This is a genomic window from Staphylococcus sp. FSL W8-1207, from assembly GCF_038003745.1.
Lineage (GTDB): Bacteria > Bacillota > Bacilli > Staphylococcales > Staphylococcaceae > Staphylococcus > Staphylococcus equorum.
This window is the reverse complement of the sequence record NZ_JBBOPU010000001.1, coordinates 538,449-563,519: the sequence shown is the minus strand read 5'-3', so window position 1 is coordinate 563,519 and position 25,071 is coordinate 538,449. Positions and strand designations below refer to the sequence as shown.

General features: G+C 34.0%; 22 protein-coding genes and 1 pseudogene. 12 read left to right on the top strand and 11 right to left on the bottom strand.

Going from position 1 to position 25,071, the window contains the following annotated elements; all coding sequences use genetic code 11:
• The first annotated feature begins 5 nt into the window (after nt 1-5).
• Nucleotides 6-722 carry a quorum-sensing response regulator AgrA gene (gene agrA / locus NSR03_RS02735; RefSeq protein WP_002507139.1) on the top strand — a complete coding sequence of 239 codons (717 nt, stop codon included), beginning with the start codon at nt 6-8 and terminating at the stop codon, nt 720-722.
• A gap of 37 nt (nt 723-759) precedes the next feature.
• Here agrA and NSR03_RS02730 read toward each other — a convergent pair whose 3' ends face one another.
• The 6 genes from NSR03_RS02730 to NSR03_RS02705 form a co-directional block, all read right to left on the bottom strand.
• Nucleotides 760-1,728 carry a carbohydrate kinase family protein gene (locus NSR03_RS02730; protein WP_021339968.1) on the bottom strand — a complete coding sequence of 323 codons (969 nt, stop codon included), beginning with the start codon at nt 1,726-1,728 and terminating at the stop codon, nt 760-762.
• Nucleotides 1,725-3,209 carry a sucrose-6-phosphate hydrolase gene (locus tag NSR03_RS02725; RefSeq protein WP_069812753.1) on the bottom strand — a complete coding sequence of 495 codons (1,485 nt, stop codon included), beginning with the start codon at nt 3,207-3,209 and terminating at the stop codon, nt 1,725-1,727. The genes NSR03_RS02730 and NSR03_RS02725 overlap by 4 nt, the downstream gene beginning before the upstream one ends.
• Before the next feature lie 92 nt (nt 3,210-3,301).
• The gene (locus NSR03_RS02720; protein ID WP_002507136.1) at nt 3,302-4,264 is read right to left on the bottom strand and encodes a LacI family DNA-binding transcriptional regulator; all 963 of its coding nucleotides are present in this window, start codon (nt 4,262-4,264) and stop codon (nt 3,302-3,304) included.
• A 143-nt stretch (nt 4,265-4,407) separates the two neighbouring features.
• Nucleotides 4,408-4,635 carry a sulfurtransferase TusA family protein gene (locus NSR03_RS02715; RefSeq protein ID WP_002507135.1) on the bottom strand — a complete coding sequence of 76 codons (228 nt, stop codon included), beginning with the start codon at nt 4,633-4,635 and terminating at the stop codon, nt 4,408-4,410.
• 23 nt (nt 4,636-4,658) lie between these two features.
• A complete protein-coding gene (locus NSR03_RS02710; protein ID WP_002507134.1) occupies nt 4,659-5,750 on the bottom strand; it encodes a YeeE/YedE family protein in 1,092 nt (363 codons plus the stop codon).
• 218 nt (nt 5,751-5,968) lie between these two features.
• Nucleotides 5,969-6,616 (bottom strand): redox-sensing transcriptional repressor Rex, encoded by a 648-nt coding sequence (locus NSR03_RS02705; protein WP_165349559.1) that lies wholly within the window; start codon nt 6,614-6,616, stop codon nt 5,969-5,971.
• Nucleotides 6,617-6,760: 144 nt separating this feature from the next.
• Here NSR03_RS02705 and NSR03_RS02700 point away from each other — a divergent pair, with 144 nt between their 5' ends.
• Nucleotides 6,761-8,689, top strand: a complete 1,929-nt coding sequence (locus tag NSR03_RS02700; RefSeq protein WP_002507132.1) for an ABC-F family ATP-binding cassette domain-containing protein — start codon at nt 6,761-6,763, stop codon at nt 8,687-8,689.
• A 357-nt stretch (nt 8,690-9,046) separates the two neighbouring features.
• The gene (locus NSR03_RS02695; protein WP_002507131.1) at nt 9,047-10,648 is read left to right on the top strand and encodes a MutS-related protein; all 1,602 of its coding nucleotides are present in this window, start codon (nt 9,047-9,049) and stop codon (nt 10,646-10,648) included.
• A gap of 55 nt (nt 10,649-10,703) precedes the next feature.
• Here the strand turns inward: NSR03_RS02695 and NSR03_RS02690 are convergent.
• From NSR03_RS02690 to tsaE, 5 genes and pseudogenes are all read right to left on the bottom strand, one after another.
• A pseudogene (locus NSR03_RS02690) lies at nt 10,704-11,127 on the bottom strand (VOC family protein).
• 272 nt (nt 11,128-11,399) lie between these two features.
• The gene (tsaD, locus tag NSR03_RS02685) at nt 11,400-12,428 is read right to left on the bottom strand and encodes a tRNA (adenosine(37)-N6)-threonylcarbamoyltransferase complex transferase subunit TsaD (RefSeq protein WP_002507129.1); all 1,029 of its coding nucleotides are present in this window, start codon (nt 12,426-12,428) and stop codon (nt 11,400-11,402) included.
• The gene (rimI, locus tag NSR03_RS02680) at nt 12,421-12,885 is read right to left on the bottom strand and encodes a ribosomal protein S18-alanine N-acetyltransferase (RefSeq protein WP_069812749.1); all 465 of its coding nucleotides are present in this window, start codon (nt 12,883-12,885) and stop codon (nt 12,421-12,423) included. The genes tsaD and rimI overlap by 8 nt, the downstream gene beginning before the upstream one ends.
• Entirely contained in the window at nt 12,858-13,520 is a 663-nt protein-coding gene (gene tsaB, locus NSR03_RS02675; protein ID WP_002507127.1) for a tRNA (adenosine(37)-N6)-threonylcarbamoyltransferase complex dimerization subunit type 1 TsaB, read from the bottom strand. The genes rimI and tsaB overlap by 28 nt, the downstream gene beginning before the upstream one ends.
• A complete protein-coding gene (gene tsaE, locus NSR03_RS02670) occupies nt 13,501-13,962 on the bottom strand; it encodes a tRNA (adenosine(37)-N6)-threonylcarbamoyltransferase complex ATPase subunit type 1 TsaE (protein WP_002507126.1) in 462 nt (153 codons plus the stop codon). Before tsaE ends, tsaB begins: the two co-directional genes overlap by 20 nt.
• A gap of 586 nt (nt 13,963-14,548) precedes the next feature.
• On the opposite strand from tsaE, the gene NSR03_RS02665 reads away from it, so the two are divergent.
• The 9 genes from NSR03_RS02665 to ilvA all read left to right on the top strand — a co-directional run bounded on the left by NSR03_RS02665 (nt 14,549) and on the right by ilvA (nt 24,799).
• On the top strand, nt 14,549-15,478 hold the full coding sequence (locus tag NSR03_RS02665) for a dihydroxy-acid dehydratase domain-containing protein (protein ID WP_069821062.1): 930 nt from the start codon (nt 14,549-14,551) through the stop codon (nt 15,476-15,478).
• A 12-nt stretch (nt 15,479-15,490) separates the two neighbouring features.
• Nucleotides 15,491-17,281: a biosynthetic-type acetolactate synthase large subunit gene (ilvB, locus tag NSR03_RS02660; RefSeq protein ID WP_069801697.1), complete on the top strand. Its 1,791-nt coding sequence runs from the start codon at nt 15,491-15,493 to the stop codon at nt 17,279-17,281.
• Nucleotides 17,278-17,751 (top strand): acetolactate synthase small subunit, encoded by a 474-nt coding sequence (ilvN, locus tag NSR03_RS02655; RefSeq protein ID WP_002507123.1) that lies wholly within the window; start codon nt 17,278-17,280, stop codon nt 17,749-17,751. The genes ilvB and ilvN overlap by 4 nt, the downstream gene beginning before the upstream one ends.
• A 36-nt stretch (nt 17,752-17,787) precedes the next feature.
• On the top strand, nt 17,788-18,807 hold the full coding sequence (ilvC, locus tag NSR03_RS02650; RefSeq protein ID WP_071561883.1) for a ketol-acid reductoisomerase: 1,020 nt from the start codon (nt 17,788-17,790) through the stop codon (nt 18,805-18,807).
• Between the two features lie 155 nt (nt 18,808-18,962).
• Nucleotides 18,963-20,498, top strand: a complete 1,536-nt coding sequence (locus NSR03_RS02645; protein ID WP_069801693.1) for a 2-isopropylmalate synthase — start codon at nt 18,963-18,965, stop codon at nt 20,496-20,498.
• Nucleotides 20,495-21,535: a 3-isopropylmalate dehydrogenase gene (gene leuB / locus NSR03_RS02640; protein ID WP_069812747.1), complete on the top strand. Its 1,041-nt coding sequence runs from the start codon at nt 20,495-20,497 to the stop codon at nt 21,533-21,535. The genes NSR03_RS02645 and leuB overlap by 4 nt, the downstream gene beginning before the upstream one ends.
• A gap of 17 nt (nt 21,536-21,552) precedes the next feature.
• Nucleotides 21,553-22,923, top strand: coding sequence for a 3-isopropylmalate dehydratase large subunit (leuC, locus tag NSR03_RS02635; protein WP_021339954.1), 1,371 nt, complete (start codon nt 21,553-21,555; stop codon nt 22,921-22,923).
• A gap of 1 nt (nt 22,924) precedes the next feature.
• Nucleotides 22,925-23,500 carry a 3-isopropylmalate dehydratase small subunit gene (gene leuD / locus NSR03_RS02630; protein WP_069801688.1) on the top strand — a complete coding sequence of 192 codons (576 nt, stop codon included), beginning with the start codon at nt 22,925-22,927 and terminating at the stop codon, nt 23,498-23,500.
• Nucleotides 23,501-23,530: 30 nt separating this feature from the next.
• Nucleotides 23,531-24,799, top strand: a complete 1,269-nt coding sequence (gene ilvA, locus NSR03_RS02625) for a threonine ammonia-lyase IlvA (protein WP_069812745.1) — start codon at nt 23,531-23,533, stop codon at nt 24,797-24,799.
• Nucleotides 24,800-25,071: the final 272 nt, after the last annotated feature.

Below are 25,071 nucleotides of genomic sequence, written 5' to 3'. Positions count from 1 at the left end.
AAAATATGAAGATATTCATATGTGAAGATGATGAAAGACAACGTGAGAATATGATTTCGATTATCAACAACTACATCATGATTGAAGAGAAACCGATGGAAATTGAAGTTGCAACTGCCGATCCTTATGAAGTTTTAGAACGTTCTAAAGATTTAAGTGATATAGGGTGTTACTTTTTAGATATACAATTGGAAGCCGACATTAACGGTATCAAGCTTGCTAGTGAAATTCGCAAGCACGACCCTGTAGGTAATATCATTTTTGTTACAAGTCATAGCGAGCTTACATATCTTACTTTTGTTTATAAAGTAGCAGCGATGGACTTTATTTTTAAAGATGATCCAGATGAATTAAAATCTAGAATCATTGATTGTTTAGAAACTTCAGAATCTAGGTTAAAATTACTTTCTAAAGAAAGCACTGTTGAAACAATTGAATTAAAACGTGGAAGTAATTCAGTATATGTTCAATATGATGATGTTATGTTTTTTGAGTCCTCTACTAAATCTCATCGATTGATTGCGCATTTAGACAATAGACAAATTGAATTCTATGGTAACCTTAAAGAACTTAACCAACTTGATGATAGATTCTTTAGGTGTCATAACAGTTTCGTTGTTAACAGACATAATATTGAATCTATTGATTCAAAATCTCGCATTGTTTATTTCAAAAACCAAGAACATTGCTTTGCTTCAGTAAGAAATGTTAAAAAAATATAATAAAAAAAGACTTAGTAAATTATGCTAAGTCTTTTTTTTACTGTTTATTTAATGCTTTATTTACTTCACTTAAATTCGGAATACTCTCTATAGCGCCGTATTTGGTAGTAACCATTGCTGCTACATAATTACTAAATTCTAAAATGCTTTGACCTTCATTTTTTAACAATTGATTTATATCATTTGTATTTGAGGTTACGATTCTACTAATCAACGCTCCAATAAAAGCATCTCCGGCACCTGTCGTATCAATCGGCTGTACTTTAAACCCTTGGTGCCTAATGACTGTACCGTCCTTCAAATATATCATAGCTCCACCAGCACCTTTAGTATAAATAACCGCTTCTACATCACCTTGAAATAACCATTGAATTGCTTGTACTTCGTCACTCTGACCTGTAACAAAAGTCAATTCTTCATCAGAAATTTTAACAATATTTGCTAGTGGTATAAATGATTGTATTGCCTCTTTACACGCGTCCTCACTATCCCATAATGGCAAGCGAACATTGGGATCAAATACAACTGTTCCCCCTGCTACTTTAACTTTATCAATCAATGCTTTGTGTGCATACTTCATAGGACTTTCTACTAAATCCACCGAACAAAAATGTAGCACATCGTTTTCCATTACATCAATTCCTGCTACCGCTTCAGTTTGGTAAAGCATATCAGCAGAAGGTTTACGATAAAAGGAAAAGTCTCTTTCACCGTCTTTAGTTAAGCTTACAAAAGCTAATGCAGTATTAGCCTCATCCGTACGTTTTAAATACTGTGTACCGACATCTAAGTTTTCTAACGTTTCAACTATTAAATCACCAAATGCATCATTTCCTAATTGAGTAATCATCTCAGCTTTGCCACCTAGTTTAGTGGTCGTACATGCTACATTACAAGGTGCGCCTCCCACTTGGCGCGAAAAGCCTTCAACATCTTTCAATTTAGAGTCCGTCGTATTAGGTATAAAATCGATTAACGCTTCACCTATAGCAAGTAGTCGTTTCATACTTCCTCATCCTTTAAATCATATTTTGTGAATTTTAAATATACTTGTCCAGATTCTGTTGATGTTTTAATGCCTGTAGCTTCATCGTCTGTAAAAATTCTAGAAGTCATGACACGTTCACCATCGTTGCAGAATATTTCGACACTCGATGTATCGATAAATAATTGTAACTGTGTTAAAGGTGTATCCAGATAGGTTGTTCTTGTTGTACTGTCGACTGGGTCTGGTAACAAACCACTTTCACTACGATCTAACGTTAACTTTTGTTCTTTCTTATTATAAGTAATCAGTGTTGTTTGTGTTTTAGACGTACGCACTTCAAAATATACTTCAGTTGAATCGTTTTCTAAAATATCGATAATCAATTCATATTGTCTTCCTTCATATGGATACAATTGTCTCGTGAATTTATTCGCATACCCTAGTGCTGTTTCTTTATTTGTTCTTAATTGTTCAAGGGATTTTACAGGTCGTTGTTTTAAATTACCTGCTTCAATCGATAGTACACGTGGAATAGTTAGACAGTGTGCCCATCCATCAACATCAGATGGATAATTAATTTCCGGCAATCCCATCCAGCCAATTAATATTCGCTGTCCATGTTCATCTATAAACGTTTGTGGCGCATAAAAATCAAAGCCGTGGTCAAGTTCAAAAAAGTCTCCATGATTCATTGTTAAATTATCAATGTCGTATTGTCCCATAATATACCCTGATTGATAGATATTCTTAAATCGCTCACCTTCTTCATCAATACCTTGTGGACAAAATAACAGCATATCATATCCATCCAAGTTAAAGTAATCCGGACATTCCCACATATAACCAAATGAATCTAGATTCGTATGAACTTCACCTTGAAATTCCCAATTCACAATATCTGTTGAACGATATTGAATCACTCTACCTTGACCTTGTTCATTTTGAGCTCCAATGACAGCATAATAGACACCATCTTTTGAAAATACTTTAGGGTCTCTGAAGTGCTGTGTATATCCAAATGGCGGTTCAGCAATGACCGCTTTAGGAAACTTTTCAATTTCACCTTCTGCATTTATTTTTGCAATATGTTGCGTAGAAATTCTATTCCAATCTTCATCGCGATGATTTGCCGTATACATATAATACATATGGTTATTATATTCAAATGCACTACCACTATAAACACCATGACTATCATCTTTAGTATCTGGCTTTAATGATGTTCCCACATCTTCAAAATGTACTAAATCCTTACTTGTATATGTATACCAATATTTCAAGCCATGGACTGGTCCTAACGGAAACCATTGATGTGATATATAATACGTCCCGTCATAGTATATTAATCCGTTAGGATCGTTTAATAATCCTGTTTTAGGTTGTAAATGAAACGTTTGTCTATACTTAGACTCATTAACTTTAGCTGATAAATCATCTAATGTTTGCTGATCAACGTCTTCATATTTTTGATAACGTTCATCTCTTGTCCACTCAGCCATTACTATTTTCCTCCTACTATCCAATATTCAAACTTTATTCTATATTATGGTACCGGTTCCATTACGCTTTATTATATAATATCATGCTTCAGTTAATTTTTAAATGAAAGACCCACATCAATAGAGATACGTTGCTCTATAGGTTGATGTTGAATGAGTTGATTGAGTTTGCTCATTGCTACTTCACCAGCATATTCAAAATGATAATTAACTGTATGAATTGAAGGCGAGACAATTTCTGTAACTGGATCACCACCAAAACCAACGATAAATTTGTCACCATTTTGTGTAGTATCTTCTGAGGTGATTTTATGTACAGCTAATGCGATAGAATCTGTTGCTCCTACAACTGCGTCATAATTAGGTTGAGTTTGCAATTCTTTTGATACATCAATCATTGCCTCATTGTAATTAAATGAGGTTTGCGAAATATGTGGTTTGACATTATATTTCGCTAAGCCACTGATTAAGCCTTTTTTTCTATGTATACCTACAGCAACATCGGTTTCTGTAACTCCAAAGAATTGAATGTTTTTAAAACCTTTTGATCCGAGTCCTTCGCCTACCATATAACCTGCATGAAAATCATTATGGATAATACAGTGCAAGTCCTTATGTTCTTGACCGACGATAATAACAGGGACATCAATTTTATTAATCACTTCAATATGTCTATCTGTAATTTCTGTAGCCATTAATATAATTCCATCGACTTTACTTCTATAAAATGTTTCTAATGCATCAATTTCCAGTTCTGTATCGATATTTGTATAATTAAGCAATAATCTATAGTTCAAATCATCACAAACTGTTTTCACGCCTTTGATTGTTTCATCTACTGCGTAAGAGTTCATTCTAGGTATAATCGCACCTATCATATTGGTTCTATGCGCTCGCAGACTTTGGGCAAACTGATTTGGTTGGTAATCATTTTCTTGAATGATTTTATCCAACTTTTGCTTAGTTTTTAAACTTACCGAGCCATTATTAAGATATCTTGAAACTGTACTCTTTGATACGCCAGCAATTTTTGCAATATCAGATATATTTTTCATATTCTCTCACTCTCATCAATAAGCTATTCTCAATATGATTAATTCTATCATATTGCAATCGCTTTAAATACTATTTAAAATAAAAACCAACCTGATACCTTAGGTATTTAAACCTAATAATAGCAAGTTGGTTGGTCTTTCACTTATTCAGCTTTTTGAATTGTAATCGTCCAAGAAGCATCATCTAATTGTTCATAGTTTGTTATCGGATATCCTTTTTCAGCTGCCCAATTAGGTAGTGCCTCTGTTGCCTGAGTACAGTCAAAGTCTATTTTCAATTCTTCACCGTTATTCATTGTATCCATTTTCTTTTGTGCTTCTATTAATGGAAATGGGCAAACCATTCCTACCGTTCCTAATTCATGTACCATAATTAAATTCCTCCCTAATATAATTAAGTCGTTTGTGTTTGTGTTGAAATCGTATTTTCACTAGTTTGTTGGCGTTGCGCTTTTTTCATTGGTTTTATAAATATAAAGTAACTCATAAACCAAGCTCCTAAAATCATAGACGCAAGTGCAATCCAACCTTTCCATGACATCGTTGCAGTTTCTACTAAACCGTTACCTATTGAACAACCGCCAGCTACAGAAGCGCCAAATCCCATACATACGCCACCGATAACACTATTACGTATTGTCTTTTTATCAGGCATTCTCCATTTGAATTCTTTAGCACCTTTCGCAGCAATATAAGAACCAACGAATATACCTAGAACAAGGAATACACCCCAGTCTATCAATTTCAAATCACCAGTTACAAAAAACTGAACTATATTTGCAGATGGTGTTGTAATACCAAGTCCATACATTCTTCCTGTTGATTCACTTACAGGCCACGCGATTAAAGCAATTAGCCCAACAGCTATTGCTGCAACAAATGGGTGATATTTTTTCTCGAATAAATAATGTCTTATACCTGTATATTTTTGCTTTAATTTTGGTATAGCAAATTTAGGTTTTGGTTTACGTAACGTTTTTACAACAAGAAGAATCGTGATGATTGTAAGTAACGCGACCCAAACCCATGTTGGTATACCTGTCGTTTGTGCCATACTTGAATTTACATTTGTCGGTTTGTTCACACCATTCATTAATGGTAACAGCAAACCAAACTTTGTTGCCGCTGCAGTGAAACCATAGGCAATAAGTGCCATCCAGCTACCTATTAAACCTTCTCCAGCTCTATACCACGTACCTGTAGCGCAACCTCCAGATAAAATAATACCAATACCAAATATAAATGAACCTATTACTGTTCCAATAATTGGATACGTAGATTCTGGAATTTCTACTAAGCCTGTTGATGTTAAAATTAATAACCCAATACTTTGTACGGAAATTGCAATTAACAATGCATAAAACATTTTATTGCTTTTTTGAACGTACATATCTCTAAATCCACCAGCTAAACAAAATCGTGTTCTTTGCATAACAAAGCCTAAAAGCGCACCAACGATTAGTCCACTGATTACTAACCACGTCATATTATTACCTCTTTCCCGATAAAATCAATATGATTTATCATATTAAACTTTTCATTAAATATCAAGCCCGTTTGCTTATATTTTATAAAGTGTTAAATGTGAAAATAACTGTAGTTGTTAGTAATCGTATAACTAAATACAAAAACTAGCTTTTTTAAACACTCACCACTTAACGTGTATCTCGTGTAAATAAAAAAGCTAGCCTATTTTCATACGCTTTATTTGTTACTATAATTTTTCATAAAGAATAGTAAAGATTGTAATTCAATACCCAAATCAATATGATGTACTTGAACATCCGATGGTGTCAAAACACGACTTGGTGTAAAGTTCAAAATACCTTTTACACCTGTTTTTACTAAAGTATCAGCAACGTGCTGCGCTACTTCTTCAGGTGTAGTTAAAATCACTACATCAATATGTTCTTGTGCTAATATTTCCGTAATTTTATCAAACGGACTGACTGTTACCTTCCCTATTTGCGTCCCTATAATTTCATCTCGTATATCAAAAGCTTCCGTTATTGTCATCTCATCATGTATTGAGAAGTTGTATGTTAATAATGCTTTCCCTAAATTCCCAACACCTACAATTGCAATTTTTATCTCGTCATTTTCACTTATCTCATTTTTAAAAAAATGTAATAAGCTATCTATATTATAGCCATAGCCTTTCTTGCCTAATTCACCAAAATATGAAAAATCACGACGAATCGTTGCAGAATCAATGTTCAAACCCTCACTTATAGTTTTTGAATTAACTCTATCTATGCCTTTAGATTTCAAAGTATTGACGAATCTATAATACAACGGTAAACGTTTCAATGTGGCACGAGGAATCTTTTCGCTTTGATTAGCCAAGACCATGTCCCCCTATTTCATTATCTATTGCTGATTTATCTTATAATCACTACAACATTATACATTATTGAATAATAAAAATAAACAATGATAGTTTTAACCACGCGTTGAATACTGTAGAATGATAATGAATAGAGAGGTGCAAATCGGATGATATTATTACAACTCAATGACTTAACTAAATCATTCGACGGAGAAGATATTTTTAATAATGTAGATTTTGAAGTTAAAACTGGTGAACGTATTGGTATCGTTGGACGTAATGGTGCCGGAAAATCTACTTTAATGAAAATCATTGCTGGCGTCGAGACATATGATAGCGGTCAAGTTTCAAAAAGCAAAAATCTCAAGCTTGGTTATCTAACACAACAAATGACTTTAAATACGAATCAAACTGTTTTTGATGAAATGTCGAAACCATTTGAAAGTATGAAAAAATTAGAATTAGAAATGAAATTTGAGACGGACTGGTTAGCGCAACATGCTGATGAATATGATACTGAGTCATATAAGACACACATCGATCGCTATGAGTCTTTATCTAATCAATTTGAACAACAAGAAGGTTACCAATATGAAAGTAAGATTAAAACTGTACTACACGGTTTGAATTTTAGTGAAGCGGATTTTAATCGTCCTATTAATGATTTTAGTGGCGGTCAAAAGACTAGGTTATCTTTAGCCCAGATGTTACTTAGCGAACCTGATTTACTATTACTTGATGAACCTACAAACCATTTAGATATGGAAACAACGCAATGGTTGGAAAGTTATCTTAATTATTTCAAAGGCGCTATCGTCATTATCAGTCACGATAGATATTTCTTAGATAAAATTGTCAATCAAATTTATGACGTTGCGCTCGGCGATGTACAACATTACGTAGGTAACTATGGACAATTTATAGAGCAAAGAGATAAATATTATGAAAAACGTATGCAAGAATATGAAAGTCAACAAGCTGAAATTAAAAAACTTGAAACATTTGTAGAGAAAAACATCGCTCGTGCTTCAACTACGGGCATGGCAAAAAGCCGAAGGAAAATGTTGGAAAAAATGGAAAGAGTTAACAAACCTATGATTGATGCTAAAAGCGCCAATATCCAATTCGATTTTGATAGAAATACTGGAAACGATGTATTTCATATTAAAAATCTAGAAATTGGATATGAGGAAGCCATAACAAAAGGTATTAATATCGAAGCCACGAAGGGAGATCATATTGCAATCATTGGTCCTAATGGTATTGGGAAGTCTACTTTAATCAAAACAGTCGCCGGTCTCCAACAAAAGATTAGTGGAGAAATTACTACAGGTGCAAATTTAAAAGTTGGTTATTACGATCAAAAACAAGCTGAATTTAAATCAAACAAAACAATCCTTGATTATTTATGGGACCAATATCCAACAATGAATGAAAAAGATATTCGAGCTGTCTTAGGTCGTTTCTTATTTGTACAAGATGATGTCAAAAAAATCATCAATGACTTGTCTGGTGGAGAAAAAGCGCGTCTTCAACTTGCTCTACTGATGCTAGAGCGCAACAATGTACTTATTTTAGATGAACCAACTAACCATCTAGACATAGACTCTAAAGAGATGCTTGAACAAGCATTGTCAGATTTTAAAGGCACAATCTTATTTGTGTCACATGATCGCTATTTTATAAACGAACTTGCAAATAAAGTTTATGATTTGGACACTACTGGTGGAACAATGTATTTAGGTGATTATCAGTATTACATTGAAAAATTAGAAGAAAAAGCAGCGATTCAAGCGAAAAAAGAATTGGATAACCCTACAAAAACAGAAGTAAGTGCATCACAAAATCATAATTACGTTGACCAAAAACAACAAAAACGAGAGCAACGACAAGTTGAACGTAAAATAGAACAATGTGAAACAAATATTGAATTATATGAACAAGAAATAAATAATATAAACGAACAACTCACACAGCCTGATGTGTATTCTAACCCAGAAAAGGCAAATGATTTAGCAATTGAAAAAGAAATAGCCGAACAAAAATTAGAACAAGTCATGGATGAATGGGCAGAATTACAAGAATTGTTAATATAATCGCTATAAGTGCAATTGAGCTAAAGTAAAATTTTCTACTTTAGCTCTTTTTTTATGCTCATTCTATTCACAATACCATTACTGTTACAATAGCTATCCACAGAGTTATCCTATTTGTCCACAAGTAATATGTAACTATTGCCCGTTTTCAATTTTCAGATATTAACCTATATCCACACACATAACCACTACTTATCCACAAGTTACGCACTATTTGTTGATAAGTACGCACGTTCCCTATTGACATTCTATATAAACTATAAATCACTATAAACGAAAGGTATTTGTTTAAAATGGAATGTCATGTCATAATTATTACGGGCTTACAGCAAAATCGTGAAAGGATGTAGAAAAAATATGCCTACATTATTATGGTTTCTAATTGCTTTAATTCTAGGGACGACAATACTAATTATTACTACGACAATTGCTGCTAATAAAAAATTAAAGCACGATTTACAAAATCTATGGACTAACCAAAAATCACTAGAAAACTTTATTCGTCCTAATCATAACTATAGTTACGAGTTTGACACATATAAAAATAGATTTGACGAAAATTTATTGCTAGATGATAAAACCTGGTCTGATTTAGATATGGATAATGTATTTCATAGTATGAATTTTAATTTTACTGCAATTGGTGAGATGAGACTTTTTGCTACACTAAGAAATATGTATAAAGTAAAAGATGAAAATTTAATTCATCAATTTAAAACAAATGTCGCATTTAGAAATTCTGTTTCTCTGCACTTAGCACAAATTGGTAAAGCCATTTATCCTATTTTTCCAGATCAATTATTATATATTAAACGAAATAATTTTTTTATGTTATGTACATATTTACCTCTTATTTTTATGATTCTAACTTTCTTTTCACCTAGTAAAGGTATAGCTTTAACAATCGCTTCTGTCATATTCAATATGATTCTAAGCGGCTCTCTAAAAAAGACGTATAATCAAGATTTAAATTCAATATTTTATACATCTACAGTAATTAAAAAAGCATATAACTTACAAAAACTTGAGGGGACACCTAACCTTAATGTTAACTTTAGTCATTTTCGTATAGCTCGAAGATTTAGTGGTTTATTAGGTCGTGTTAATTCTAGCGAAGATGCCTTTGTTGTATCTTTACTAATCAAAATAATTTTTATGCTGGACTATCATATCTTCCACTTAATTCAAAACAGTTTTAAAAAATATGAAGATGAAGTCATGACTTGTTATAACTATATTGCGAGCATAGATAATCATTATGCCGTAACACTTTGGCAAGAGACATTGGACCATTACTCCCTTCCACAAATCAATAGAGAAGACTACCTTGAATTTGAAGAATTAACTCACCCTCTTATCTACGAAGCGGTATCTAATGATATGAGTATAAATAATCATATACTTTTAACGGGATCCAATGCTTCAGGTAAATCAACGTTTATGAAAGCAATTGCTCTAAATTTAGTATTAGCTCAAGCAGTAAACACTGTTACAGCAACGAAATTTATCTATAAACCTGGCGTAGTTTATACCTCTATGGTTAACCAAGATGATATTTTAACTGGAGATAGTTATTTTATGACTGAAGTCAAATCGATACGACGCTTATTCGATATAACAACCTCTAACAAAATATATTGCTTTATTGACGAAATATTTAAAGGAACCAACACTACAGAACGTATTGCAGCTTCAGAATCTGTATTAAGCTACTTGAATCAGCTACCCGGTTATAGACTTATTGCTGCTACACACGATATAGAGTTAGCTACTTTACTAGAGAAAAACTATGAAAATTATCATTTCAATGAATCTATTTTAGAAAACGAAATTGCTTTTGACTTCAAAGTAAAACCTGGTAAAGCCGATACTAGGAATGCCATAGAGTTGTTACGCATTATGCAATTTCCAGAACAAATCTATAAACGTGCAAAATCTTTCATCTCAAAAACCAATTAATCAAAAAGCTAAGGCTGGGACATAATTACATGTCTCAGCCTTAGCTTTTTATAATTTATTCTGCATTGATCATCCAAGTCACACCGAATGGGTCATTAAACATACCGTATAGTTCAGACCACTCTGTCTTATCTAATGGCATCGTAGCTTCACATCCACCTTCTATTGCTTTATTAAAAAAAAGCTTCTGCTTGTTGTTTGTCCGCTTCATTTGAATAATCAAAAGTGAAAGCCACAATCGCACCACTATTATCAATTTTTTTATTTTTCATTGTATCACTACAATAGAATGTTTCACCTAAAATTTTAAATGATGCATTCATAGTAAAATTCTTATCAATATCATATTCCTCTGGCATATCTGCAAACATTTCATGATCACCGCCAACACGCTGTATGTCAGTGGCCCCTAGGTGTTTCTCATAAAAATTCAACGCTGCTAAACTATTTTGAAAGTTAAAATATTGAACTGATTTCATTAAAATATCCTCCTTTAAAAATGATAATTGTAAATAACCTTAGATTCTATCGTCATTAGATAATGATTCACTAAATTACCTATACCCTTATTTCTCAACTATAAATTAAAAAACACCAACCGATTGTCAAAATGAACTGCGCCCATCCAAGTAGACACTTAAAAAGTAAAAACTTAGAAGAGAGCATATCATCATTCAATCGTTGGTGTTATTATTTTTAGAAAATATATTTAGCCTTATGTTGTTCATAGATTCATCTTTTTAAATATTAACTAATATTTAACTGAAAATTGTTCAATATCCATACTATTAAAGCCATTTAATGTCATATCAGCAGTTACGCCAGCCTGATATAAATAATGGCCAGCTGAACCAATCATGGCAGCATTATCTGTGCAAAGACTAGGGCTCGGTATACAAAGTGTAATGTTATGGGCTTCACAAGCTTCTGCTAAATTTGCTCGCAAACCTTTATTACTTGCCACGCCACCTGCAACAATCAGTTGTTTAACATCATAATGCTCACAAGCTGAAATAGCTTTGCCGACTAAAACTTCTACAACGCTATTTTGAAAACTTGTTGCTACGTCTGCTTTGTTAATTTCTTCATCTTTTTGTTTTAAATTATGCAATTTATTAATTACTGCACTTTTCAAACCACTAAAGCTAAAGTCATAGCTATCTTTTTCAAGCCATACTCTAGGAAATTGATAATTATCTTTTCCTTCTGCTGCTAGACGATCTACTTGTGGGCCGCCCGGATAACTTAATCCAATTGTTCTCGCTACTTTATCATAAGCCTCACCGACAGCGTCATCTCTTGTCTCTCCTATAACTTCAAAACTCAAGTGGTCTTTCATATATACTAATTCTGTATGTCCACCTGAGACTATTAATGCCATTAAAGGAAACTGTAAGGGTGTTTCTAAATGGTTCGCATATATATGACCAGCAATATGATGAACAGGTATCAAAGGTTTATCGTAAGCAAATGCTAAGGCTTTTGCCGCATTAATGCCCACTAATAATGCACCAATCAATCCTGGTCCTTGAGTTACAGCAACTGCATCTATATCATGCATTGTTACATTTGCTTTAACTAACGATTCATTAATCGTTGTTGTTATTCCTTCAACATGATGTCTACTCGCTACTTCTGGTACTACGCCACCAAAACGTTTATGACTCTCAATTTGACTCAATACGATATTACTGAGTATTTCTGTACCATTTTTAATAATACTTACACTTGTTTCATCACAACTCGATTCAATTGCTAATACTAATGTTGCTTCACTCATTAAAATTCACCCACATAACTAATGCATCCTCGCCTTCACCATAATAATTTTTTCGCTTACCACCATATTTAAAACCTAAATTTGTATAAACGTGTTGTGCTATATCATTATCTACACGCACTTCTAAACTCATCATTTCACATTTTTCTCGGACAAAATTCATTACATATTTTAATAAAAGTTGGCCTAAACCGTAACCCCTATATTCATTATCAATAGCGACGGTTGTAATTTGTGCCTGATCAATTACTATCCATAAGCCAATATAACCAATTATCTTCTCATTAAATTCAATAATAAAATAATTTGCAAATTCATTTTGCTCTACCTCGTGATAAAATGCATCAATCGACCAACTACTGTCATTAAAACTATTTCTTTCTATATCAAATATCTGTGGCACATCTTTTGTGTTCATTAAACGTATATTTAACTCTTGTTCTGTTGGTTTAACCAATTTCTCTCAGCCTCTGATATTTTAATATAGTTTGGTGTGAATTGATGTATATTTTCTGCTGTTTCAATAAGTGGTTTCATGTTTTTAGCTAGTGGCACATTCGCAACACAGGTACTATCTAATAATTCTTCTAAATTCTCAGTATCTGCCCCTACAAACACATAGGATTGTCCAGTCTTGTGCAATAAATCCAATAATTCTTCAATAGGTAGATACTGGTCTTGTTCAACTTGAACTAATTGATTCTCTTCATATTGGTATACACCTGTATAAACCGCTTCTCTTCTTGCATCAAACACAGGTACAATTAATCTCGTGTCTTCTTTAATCGTTGCGGCAAGTGCCTTGAGTGATGACACACCATACAACTCAGCATTTAAAGCGTATGCTAAAGTTTTTGCAACTGTTACACCTATTCTTAAACCAGTATATGAACCTGGTCCCTGTGCAACTACAATGACATCGATATTTTCTTTCAATACTTTACTTTCAGCAATAACTTGTTCGATTGCTGGCATTAACTGTACTGAATGATTTACTTTTTCATTTGAATTCAATTCACTTAACACCTTATCGTCTTGCATTAAAGCAACTGACAATGGCTGATTTGACGTATCAATCAACAGATAGTTCACGTTCAACCTCCTCCTTTATTTTTGCATAATGTACACCTTGTGCTTCTAATTCTATATTTCTTTCCGATTCATTTAATGTCGTTATATTAATAGTTAAAGAAGACGGTGGTAAAAATTCAGAAATAAATTGACTCCATTCAATTAAAATAACTGCTTCATCTTCAAAATATTCATCAAAGCCTAAATCCTCTTCAGAGTCTTCTAATCTATAACAATCCATATGATGTAATCTCAAATTTGATCCTTGATATGATTTTATAATATTGAAGGTTGGTGAATTAATATTTCTTTTTACACCTAACGCTTTTCCAATAAATTGACTTAATGTTGTTTTCCCAGCACCTAGATCACCATTAAGCAATACAAGGTCGCCAGCTGATAAATACTTCGCTAACGTTGTAGCAAAAACCGCCATTCCATCTAAATCCTTAATCTTAATCATATTCCCCTCCTTTAAAGAACTACTTTCTTGCTTGCAAGATTAGTAGTTCTTATGCATGAGCTTTAGCTCAGGCGTTCCTTTAACACTTCTCTTGTACTCCATTATAAAAACTCAGTTCTTTCTATAGTAACTATTCGCAATTTTTATTTGAGTTAATCACAATATATTACTTCAATTTATCTGCTCTATATAAATAACTCTTATAGTTTAACAAATTTTTGCCTATTTTACTTCATAGTAAAACAAGTTCTTTCTTTTTTGTAATTGTGTGAATTTAGAGATAATTCTAAAAAGTCATTGACATGATCTCGCTGATGTAGTAAATTTAATTTATCGAATTTTTAGACAATTCAATTAAATAAAAACCATTCATTCGAGAGGAGTATAATAAAATGACCAAAAACCATATGCAATACAAACCAACAACTTCAAATAATTTAGTCATTTTATTATGCTATTAGGACTGGAACTTTAGTGAAGAATTTACTAAACGTTTAAGTCCTCTTTCTAGTTGAATGGGACTTGAAAACGTCCCAATAATTTATTGGGACGTTTTTTTTATTTTCAATTTTAAGGGGGAAATGGTATGAGAAGCGATATGATCAAAAAAGGTGATCAGCAGGCTCCAGCAAGAAGTCTTTTGCATGCTACAGGTGCATTAGAAAAACCAACAGATATGAATAAGCCTTTCGTGGCAATTTGTAATTCATATATTGACATTGTCCCAGGACATGTCCACTTAAGAGAATTAGCAGACATTGCCAAAGAAGCAATTCGTGAAGCAGGTGCTATTCCCTTTGAATTTGACACAATCGGTGTAGATGATGGTATCGCGATGGGTCATATAGGAATGAGATATTCCCTTCCCTCACGAGAAATCATTGCTGATTCTGCTGAAACAGTAATTAACGCGCATTGGTTTGACGGTGTATTCTATATTCCTAACTGTGACAAGATTACACCAGGTATGATCCTCGCATCAGTCAGAACCAATGTTCCAGCCATCTTTTGTTCTGGTGGTCCTATGAAAGCAGGATTATCTTCAGAAGGTAAAGCATTAACACTTTCTTCAATGTTTGAAGCAGTTGGTGCTTTTAAAGATGGTTCGATTTCAAAAGATGAATTTTTAGATATGGAACAAAACGCTTGTCCAACATGTGGTTCTTGTTCTGGTATGTTCACTGCGAATTCAATGAATTGTTTAATGGAAGTTTTAGGCTTATCCCTTCCATATAATGGAACAGCATTAGCAGTCAGTGATCAACGTAGAGAAATGATTAGAGAAGCCGCTTCTGGTGGACCTATTGGACTAATTGAAGATGGTGATGAAATTACTATTGATTTAACTAACCGAACGTTGAATGTCGAAGTATCAAATGAAACTTTAAACGATAGAAAAGAAGATGTGAAACCATTTAAAGCAAAAGTGAAAACTGGTTATCTTGCACGTTACACTGCACTTGTTACAAGTGCTAATACTGGTGGCGTAATGCAAGTTCCCGAAAATCTCATTTAAGGAGTGAGCACAATGTCTAAACATACTGAAACACTTGAAATAGAAAAATCAGAAAATTTTGAATCTTTGGAAGCAGTAGAACCAATTGAACCTGAAGTTGAGCTAGAACAAGAGACAATTGATGAAATGAGATCTGGTTCAGAATTATTAGTTGAATCATTGGCAAATGAGAGTGTTGATTTTATATTTGGTTATCCAGGAGGTGCTGTTCTCCCTCTTTATGACACACTATATGATGGAAGAATAAAACACATCTTAGCCCGTCACGAACAAGGTGCAACGCACGCAGCTGAAGGTTATGCACGTGTATCTGGTAATACAGGCGTAGTAGTTGTTACAAGTGGTCCAGGAGCTACAAATGCGATTACCGGTATTGCTGATGCTTACAGCGACTCTTTACCTTTAGTAGTAATCACAGGCCAAGTCGCAACACCTGGTATTGGTAAGGATGCATTCCAAGAAGCAGACTTACTCTCCATGACAACACCTATTACTAAACACAACTATCAAGTCAAAAATGTACAGGATATTCCAAAAATTATTCATGAAGCTTTTCATATCGCTAATACTGGAAGAAAAGGTCCTGTGGTAATCGATTTTCCTAAAGATATGGGTGTCCTATCAACAAATGCCCAAGTTACTAATGAATTAGAGTTACCTGGTTACACAATACCTAATAAACCGAAAAAAGATGATATACAAAAATTGAGAGACTTTTTGAAAAGTGCAAAAAAACCATTAGTACTTTCAGGTGCAGGCATCAACCATGCCAAAGCAAACGATTTATTCACTGAATTTGTAAGTAGACACCAATTACCAGTAGTAAGTACATTACTTGGTCTCGGTGCAATTCCATACGAACACCCCCTATTTTTAGGTATGGGTGGTATGCACGGATCATACGCAAGTAATATGGCATTAACTGAATGTGATTTACTTATTAACTTCGGAAGCCGCTTTGACGACAGATTAGCTAGTAACCCTGATGAATTCGCACCAAATGCTAAAATCGTTCATGTTGATATCGATCCATCTGAAATCAACAAAATTATTAAAGTAGATTTGGGTATTGTTGCCGATTGTAAAGCGACATTAGAATTTCTACTCGATTTCGACAGTTATTCAATCCGACACGAAGATTGGTTAGAAACATGTAACGAAAATAAAACACAGCAACCATTTGCATACAGTGATGATGAAGATGGTGTATTTTCAAAACCACAACGCGCAATTGAATATATCGGAGAAATTACCAATGGTGATGCAATCGTAACTACAGACGTAGGACAACATCAAATGTGGGTTGCACAATACTACCCATTCAAAAATCATGGTCAACTTGTTACAAGTGGTGGTTTAGGCACAATGGGCTTTGGTATACCTGCAGCAATTGGTGCTAAATTAGCTAAACCAGACAAACCAGTCGTAGCATTTGTAGGCGATGGTGGTTTTCAAATGACAAACCAAGAAATGGGTATTTTAGAAGAATATGGCATAGATATTAAAATCGTAATCGTAAATAACGGTACGCTGGGTATGGTGAAACAATGGCAAGATAAATTCTTTAATAAACGTTTTTCACATTCTGTGTTTAATGGACAGCCAGACTTTATTAAGCTATCTGAAGCATATAATGTAAAAGCCTATCTTATAGATGATCCAACACACTTAGAACAAAAATTGGATGAGGCTTTCCAACATGACGGACCAGCTTTAATTGACATTCGTATTTCACCAGTTGAAATTGTCTCTCCTATGGTACCAAGTGGTAAAGCAAACCATGAGATGGAGGGTCTATTATGAGAAGAACATTTAGAACAAAAGTGAGAGATAAAGCAGGTACATTGAATAGATTAACCAGTATTTTCGTACGAAGACAATTTAATATCGTTAACCTTTCCGCAACACCTACGCTAGAAGAAGGTATTTCTAACATTACTTTTGTAGCAGAAATACCTGATACAGACGTGTTACGCACACTACTTCAACAGCTTGAAAAGCAAATCAATATAATTGAGGTTGAAGATATAACAGATACAAATACCTACAATAGAGAGTTGGTACTTGTGAAATTACAAACACCAAACAATCACCAAGAATTACAAAATTTAATCAAACCTTATGATGCGCTAGTCTCTATATTAAAAAATGAAGAAACTTATACGTACCTTCAAGCCTCAGGTCCACAATATACGATGGATAATTTATTAGACGATCTATCATCATATAAAATCGAACAAGTCTCACGTACGGGTTCGGCAGGTATTATTTAGCTTAAGTTTTAATGTTTTAACAAAAATTCAAATCACATGGAGGATTATATTATGACAACAGTTTATTATGATGAAACAGTAAAGAAAGATGCATTACAAGGTAAAAAAGTAGCGGTTTTAGGTTATGGATCTCAAGGTCATGCTCATGCACAAAACTTAAAAGACAATGGCTATGACGTAATCATTGGTATCAGACCTGGACGTTCTTTTGATAAAGCAAAAGATGACGGCTTCGAAGTATATCCTGTAAATGAAGCAGCAAAACAAGCTGATGTCATTATGGTACTTCTACCAGATGAAGCTCAAGGAAAAATATATAAAGAAGAAATCGAACCAAATCTAGAAGCAAATAATGCATTAGTTTTTGCTCATGGTTTTAATATTCATTTTGATGTTATCAACCCACCAGAAAACGTTGACGTATTCTTAGTAGCTCCAAAAGGCCCAGGACATTTAGTTCGTCGTACTTTTGCTGAAGGTAGTGCAGTCCCTGCCCTATTCGCAGTAGAACAAGATGCAAGTGGAGAAGCTACAGACTTAGCTTTAAGCTATGCTAAAGGTATCGGTGCTACACGTGCTGGTGTATTAGAAACATCATTCAAAGAGGAAACTGAAACAGATTTATTTGGTGAACAAGCTGTCCTTTGTGGTGGTACAACTAAATTAATACAAACTGGTTTCGAAACTTTAGTTGAAGCTGGATATCAGCCAGAGATTGCTTATTTCGAAGTATTACATGAAATGAAACTTATCGTAGACCTATTATACGAAGGTGGTATGGAAAACATGCGTTATTCAATTTCAAATACAGCAGAATTTGGTGATTATGTATCTGGACCACGTATCATTACACCTGACGTTAAAGATAATATGAAAGCAGTACTAGAAGATATCCAACAAGGAAAATTCAGTGATCGTTTCATTAAAGATAATGAAAATAATTTTGAAGAGTTCCACAAACTACGCGAAGAACAACATGGACATCAAATCGAAGCGGTTGGTAAAGAGCTACGTGAAATGATGCCATTCATTAAATCTAAAAGCATTGAAAAATAATTAGATTCAACCTTTAAATTAATCGTAATTGGAGAATCACACTTAATTAGGGATATATGATTGCTTAAAAATGCAGCTACTTTTCTCATAAAAGTGTGTTTCTTCATTACTTACGGTTATATGAGTCTAAAATTCATTTATAGGAGATGTTGAAAATGAGTAGCCATATTCAAATTTTTGATACAACACTTAGAGACGGCGAACAAACACCTGGTGTAAACTTTTCATTCGATGAACGTTTGAAGATAGCAAACCAACTTGAAAAATGGGGCGTAGATATTATAGAAGCTGGGTTCCCTGCATCAAGTAATGGTAGTTTTAAATCAGTTGAAGCAATCTCAAAAGCATTAACAACAACTGCTGTATGTGGTCTAGCCCGTTGTGTGAAAAAAGATATTGATGCAGTATATGAAGCAACTAAAGAAGCAGCAAAACCAAGAATTCATGTCTTTATCGCAACAAGCCCGATTCATCGCGATTCCAAACTTATGATGTCTAAGGAAGAAGTTTTAGCATCTATAACAGAACATGTAAGCTATGCGAAAAAATATTTTGATTTAGTTCAATTCTCCCCAGAAGATGCAACAAGAACAGAACTACCATTTTTAATAGAATGTGTTCAAACAGCTGTTGATGCCGGAGCAAGTGTAATCAATGTACCTGACACTGTAGGTTTCAGTTACCCTTCTGAATATGGTCAAATTTTCAAAACACTACAAGAATCTATCAAAACAGACCATGAAGTAATTTATAGTGCGCACTGTCACGATGATCTTGGGCTTGCAGTTGCAAATAGTATGGCTGCAATTGAAAATGGAGCCAAACGAATAGAAGGTACTTTAAATGGTATTGGGGAACGTGCAGGTAATGCAGCACTTGAAGAAGTAGCACTTGGCCTTTACGTTCGACAAGATCATTATGGCAATCAATCTAGAATTAACCTTGAAGAAACAAAACAAACCTCAGATTTAATTGCTAGATTTGCAGGAATTCGAGTTCCTAGAAACAAAGCCATTGTCGGTCAAAACGCTTTTAGTCATGAATCAGGTATCCATCAAGATGGCATAATTAAAAACCCTGAAACATATGAAATTATGACACCTCAACTTGTTGGTGTTAAAACAACAGAATTACCTTTAGGTAAACTTTCAGGCAAACATGCTTTTGCTGAAAAATTAATTAATTTGGGTTACGATGTTGATCCAGAAGAACAAAAAGTATTATTTAAACAGTTTAAAACAATTGCAGATAAGAAAAAAGCAGTTACAGACCGTGATATTCATGCTTTAATTCAAGGTACAGAACACGAACAAAATGCGATATATCAAGTTGAAACTTTACAGCTACAATTTGTTTCAAATGGACTTCAAAGTGCTGTAGTCGTCATTAAAGATAAAGACGGTAATACGTATCAAGATTCAAGTATTGGCACTGGTTCTATCGTTGCCGTGTACAATGCAATAGATCGTATTTTTGACCTCAACACTGAGTTAATAGAATACCGTATTGATTCTGTTACTGAAGGCACTGATGCACAAGCAGAAGTACATGTACAAATTAAGATTGATAATCAAATTGTTACAGGTGTCGGTATTGACCATGATATCTTACTTGCGTCATGTAAATCATATGTAGAAGCACATGCTAAATATGCTGCTAATTCAGCTACGGAAGAAGGTATTCATTCATGAGTTATAAGATTGTAGCCCTACCAGGTGATGGTATTGGTCCTGAAATTATGAAAGGATCACTAGAAATATTAGCACAATTAAGCCAAGATTTTAATTTTAATTATGACTTAGAATCACATGATTTTGGTGGTGTTGCTATAGATCACCATGGTAAACCACTTCCTGAATCGACACTAAATGCATGTCAAAATGCTTATGCAATTTTATTAGGCGCTGTAGGTGGACCAAAATGGACTGATCCTAATAATAGACCAGAACAAGGTTTATTAGGCATACGTAAAGCGTTAGGCTTATTCGCTAATATACGCCCTACTACTGTAACAAATGGTACGAGCCATTTATCTCCGATTAAAGAAGAGCGTGTTGCAGGTACAGATTTCGTTTTAGTAAGAGAGCTCACTGGCGGTATCTATTTTGGTGAACCTAAGAAATTGGGTGATGACGATGCACTTGATTCTCTTACTTATACCAGATCAGAAATTGAACGCATTGCTAGAGTTGGATTTGATTTAGCTCAAAGAAGAAATAAAAAATTAACATCTGTTGATAAAGAAAATGTGCTTTCTTCTAGTAAATTATGGCGTAGAGTAATAAATGAAGTTTCACAAGATTATCCTGAAGTAGAAGTTAACCATTTGCTTGTAGATGCTTGTGCAATGCATTTAATTACTAACCCATCACAATTTGATGTCATTGTTACGGAAAATTTATTTGGTGATATTTTAAGTGATGAAGCATCTGTAATACCAGGTTCACTAGGTTTATCACCTTCTGCAAGTTTTAGTGAACAAGGTCCACGACTTTACGAACCAATTCATGGTTCAGCACCAGATATTGCAAACCAAGATATCGCAAATCCTTTCGGTATGCTTTTATCAGTTGTTATGTGTCTTAGAGAAAGCTTAAATGAACCACAAGCAGCTGAAAAATTAGAAACAGTAATTTATCAACTCATTAAAGAAGGTAAGACAACCCGTGATCTCAATGGAAATTATAATACGTCAGATATTATTAATTTCGTAAAAGAAAATCTATAAAAAGGAGGAGATGTCATATGGGTAAAACACTATTTGATAAAGTTTGGAATAAACATGTCTTGACTGGTAAAGAAGGTGACCCACAGTTATTATATATAGATTTGCATCTTATACACGAAGTCACATCTCCTCAAGCATTTGAAGGTCTGAGACTCCAAAACAGACAATTGCGTAGACCAGACTTAACATATGCAACACTTGATCATAACGTACCAACCGTAGATATCTTTAATATCAAAGATGAAATCGCAAACAAGCAAATTACTACATTGCAAAATAATGCTAAAGAATTCGGTGTCCATATATTTGATATGGGTTCTGATGAACAAGGTATTGTGCATATGGTAGGTCCTGAAACAGGTTTAACCCAGCCAGGTAAAACAATTGTTTGTGGTGATTCTCATACTGCTACACATGGTGCTTTCGGAGCAATTGCTTTTGGTATTGGTACAAGTGAAGTAGAGCATGTATTTGCTACACAATCGCTATGGCAAACTAAACCTAAAAATCTAAAAATTGATGTAACAGGCAAATTGCCGACTGGTGTATATGCCAAAGATATTATCTTACATTTGATTAGTCAGTATGGCGTTGATTTTGGGACAGGTTATGCTCTAGAATTTTCTGGAGAAGCGATTCGTAGTTTGAGTATGGAAGCTAGAATGACAATTTGTAACATGGCAATTGAAGCTGGTGCTAAATATGGCATGATGGAGCCAGATGAAACAACATTTGAATATGTTAAAGGCCGTCCATACGCAACAAACTTTGATAATTCTGTTGATGAATGGCGCGAACTCTACACAGATGACGATGCCGAATTTGATAGAGTCATTGAAATGGATGTCTCAGATTTAGAACCTCAAGTGACTTGGGGAACTAGTCCTGAAATGGGAGTGAGTTTTAGCACACCTTTCCCAGAAATAGAAGATGTTAATGACGAACGTGCATATAATTATATGGATTTAAAACCTGGTCAAAAAGCTGAGGATATTGATTTGGGTTATGTCTTCTTAGGTTCTTGTACAAATGCTCGTCTTTCAGATTTAGTTGAAGCGAGTCATATTGTTAAAGGAAATCAAGTCCACCCTAATATTACAGCAATCGTTGTTCCAGGTTCTCGTACAGTTAAGAAAGAAGCAGAAAAAATAGGACTAGATAAAATTTTTAAAGAAGCAGGTTTTGATTGGAGAGAGCCCGGTTGCTCAATGTGTTTAGGAATGAATCCAGACCAAGTACCTAATGGTGTTCATTGTGCTTCGACAAGTAATCGTAACTTTGAAGGTCGCCAAGGTAAAGGTGCAAGAACACACCTTGTTTCTCCTGCTATGGCAGCAGCCGCAGCAATTAATGGTAAATTTGTAGATGTTAGAAAGGTGGTTGTATAATATGGAAATCAAACCAATCACTACGTATACAGGTAAAGTTGTACCATTATTTCATGACAATATTGATACCGATCAAATTATACCTAAAGTCCATTTAAAACGTATTTCAAAATCAGGATTTGGACCATTTGCTTTCGATGAATGGCGTTATTTAGATGACGGATCTGATAATCCAGACTTCAATCCAAATAAACCAGAATACAAAGATGCATCGATTTTAATTACTGGAGATAATTTCGGATGTGGCTCAAGTCGTGAACACGCTGCTTGGGCGATTAAAGACTACGGTTTTGACATAATTATTGCTGGCAGTTACAGTGATATATTCTATATGAACTGTACTAAAAATGCGATGTTACCTATTGTATTAGATGAAGAAGCGAGAAAACATTTAGCCCAATCAGAATCAATCACAGTAGATTTACCAAATCAAAATGTTTCTTCTCCAGACAAAACATTTACTTTTGATATCGATGAAACTTGGAAAAACAAACTCGTAAAAGGACTTGATGATGTTGCAGTAACATTGCAATATGAAGATGAGATTAAATCTTACGAAAGATCAAAAAATTTTTAAAGATACTAAACTAACAAAGGTGTGAAACATATGACTGTAAAAACAACTGTTTCTTCAAAAGATATCGATGAAGCTTACTTACAAATAAAAGATACTGTTAAAGAGACTCCATTACAAAAGGATCATTATTTATCACTTAAATATGACTGTAATGTATATTTAAAAAGAGAAGACCTACAATGGGTCAGATCTTTTAAACTTAGAGGAGCTTACAATGCAATTGTAGCCTTAAATAAAGAAGACAGAGAAATGGGCATCACATGTGCAAGTGCAGGCAACCATGCACAAGGTGTGGCTTATACTGCTAATAAATTACACTTAGATGCAGTTATCTTTATGCCTGTCACTACCCCACTTCAAAAGATTAACCAAGTTAAATTCTTTGGTGGACAAAATCTCGAAGTCATTCTTACAGGTGATACTTTTGATGATTGTTTAAAAGAAGCGCTCGGCTATACAGAAGATAACAAAATGAATTTCATTGATCCTTTTAACAATATCTATACTATTGCAGGGCAAGGTACACTTGCTAAAGAAATCATTGATCAATCTCAAGAAGAAAATATACAATTTGATTATTTATTTGCCGCAATTGGAGGCGGAGGTTTAATTTCTGGTGTTGGTACGTACTTCAAGGAAAATTCACCTCAAACATCTATTGTTGGCGTAGAACCTGCTGGCGCAAGCAGTATGTATACATCAGTTGTTTTAGAAAATCAAATCGTAACATTACCTGACATTGATAAGTTTGTTGACGGTGCTTCAGTAGCAAGAGTTGGTCAAATAACATATGACATCTCTAAAAAAGTTGTTGATGATTATGTTCAAGTACATGAAGGTGCTGTATGTTCAACCATTTTGGATATGTACTCTAAACAGGCCATTATCGCAGAACCTGCTGGTGCATTAAGTATTACCGCTTTAGATAATTATCAAGCAGAAATCAAAGGTAAAACAGTTGTTTGTGTTGTGAGTGGTGGTAACAATGATATTAACCGCATGAAAGAAATTGAAGAGCGTTCATTACTTTTCGAAGAAATGAAACATTACTTCATTTTAAACTTTCCCCAACGTCCCGGCGCTTTAAGAGAATTTGTAAATGATGTACTTGGACCTAAAGACGATATTACTAAATTCGAGTATCTAAAAAAATCATCTCAAAACACCGGTACAGTTATCATAGGCATTCAATTAAATAACCATAAAGATTTGAATAACTTGAAAAAGAATGTAAATGAGTTCGATGCTTCAAATATTTACATTAACGAAAATAAAATGCTTTATTCACTTCTTATTTAAAAGCTTAGCTATTGCGCTAAGCTTTTTTTAATGAACTACTTCTCAAAATCATTGGAATCAGTAGTTCTTACACATGAGCTTCAGCTTATGTTGTCATGTCTTAAATCAGGTTTGCAGTTCTTCGATAAAGTACTACTCCTCAATTTGTTGAGGCTAGTAGTACTTATGCAAGAGCTTCAGCTCTTGTAATCCTCTGTAGTTAAGCTCTTTTCAACATAAAAAAAGAGACCCTTTCGGGTCCCTAATTGCCTGTAAAGTGCTCCTTATTCTAA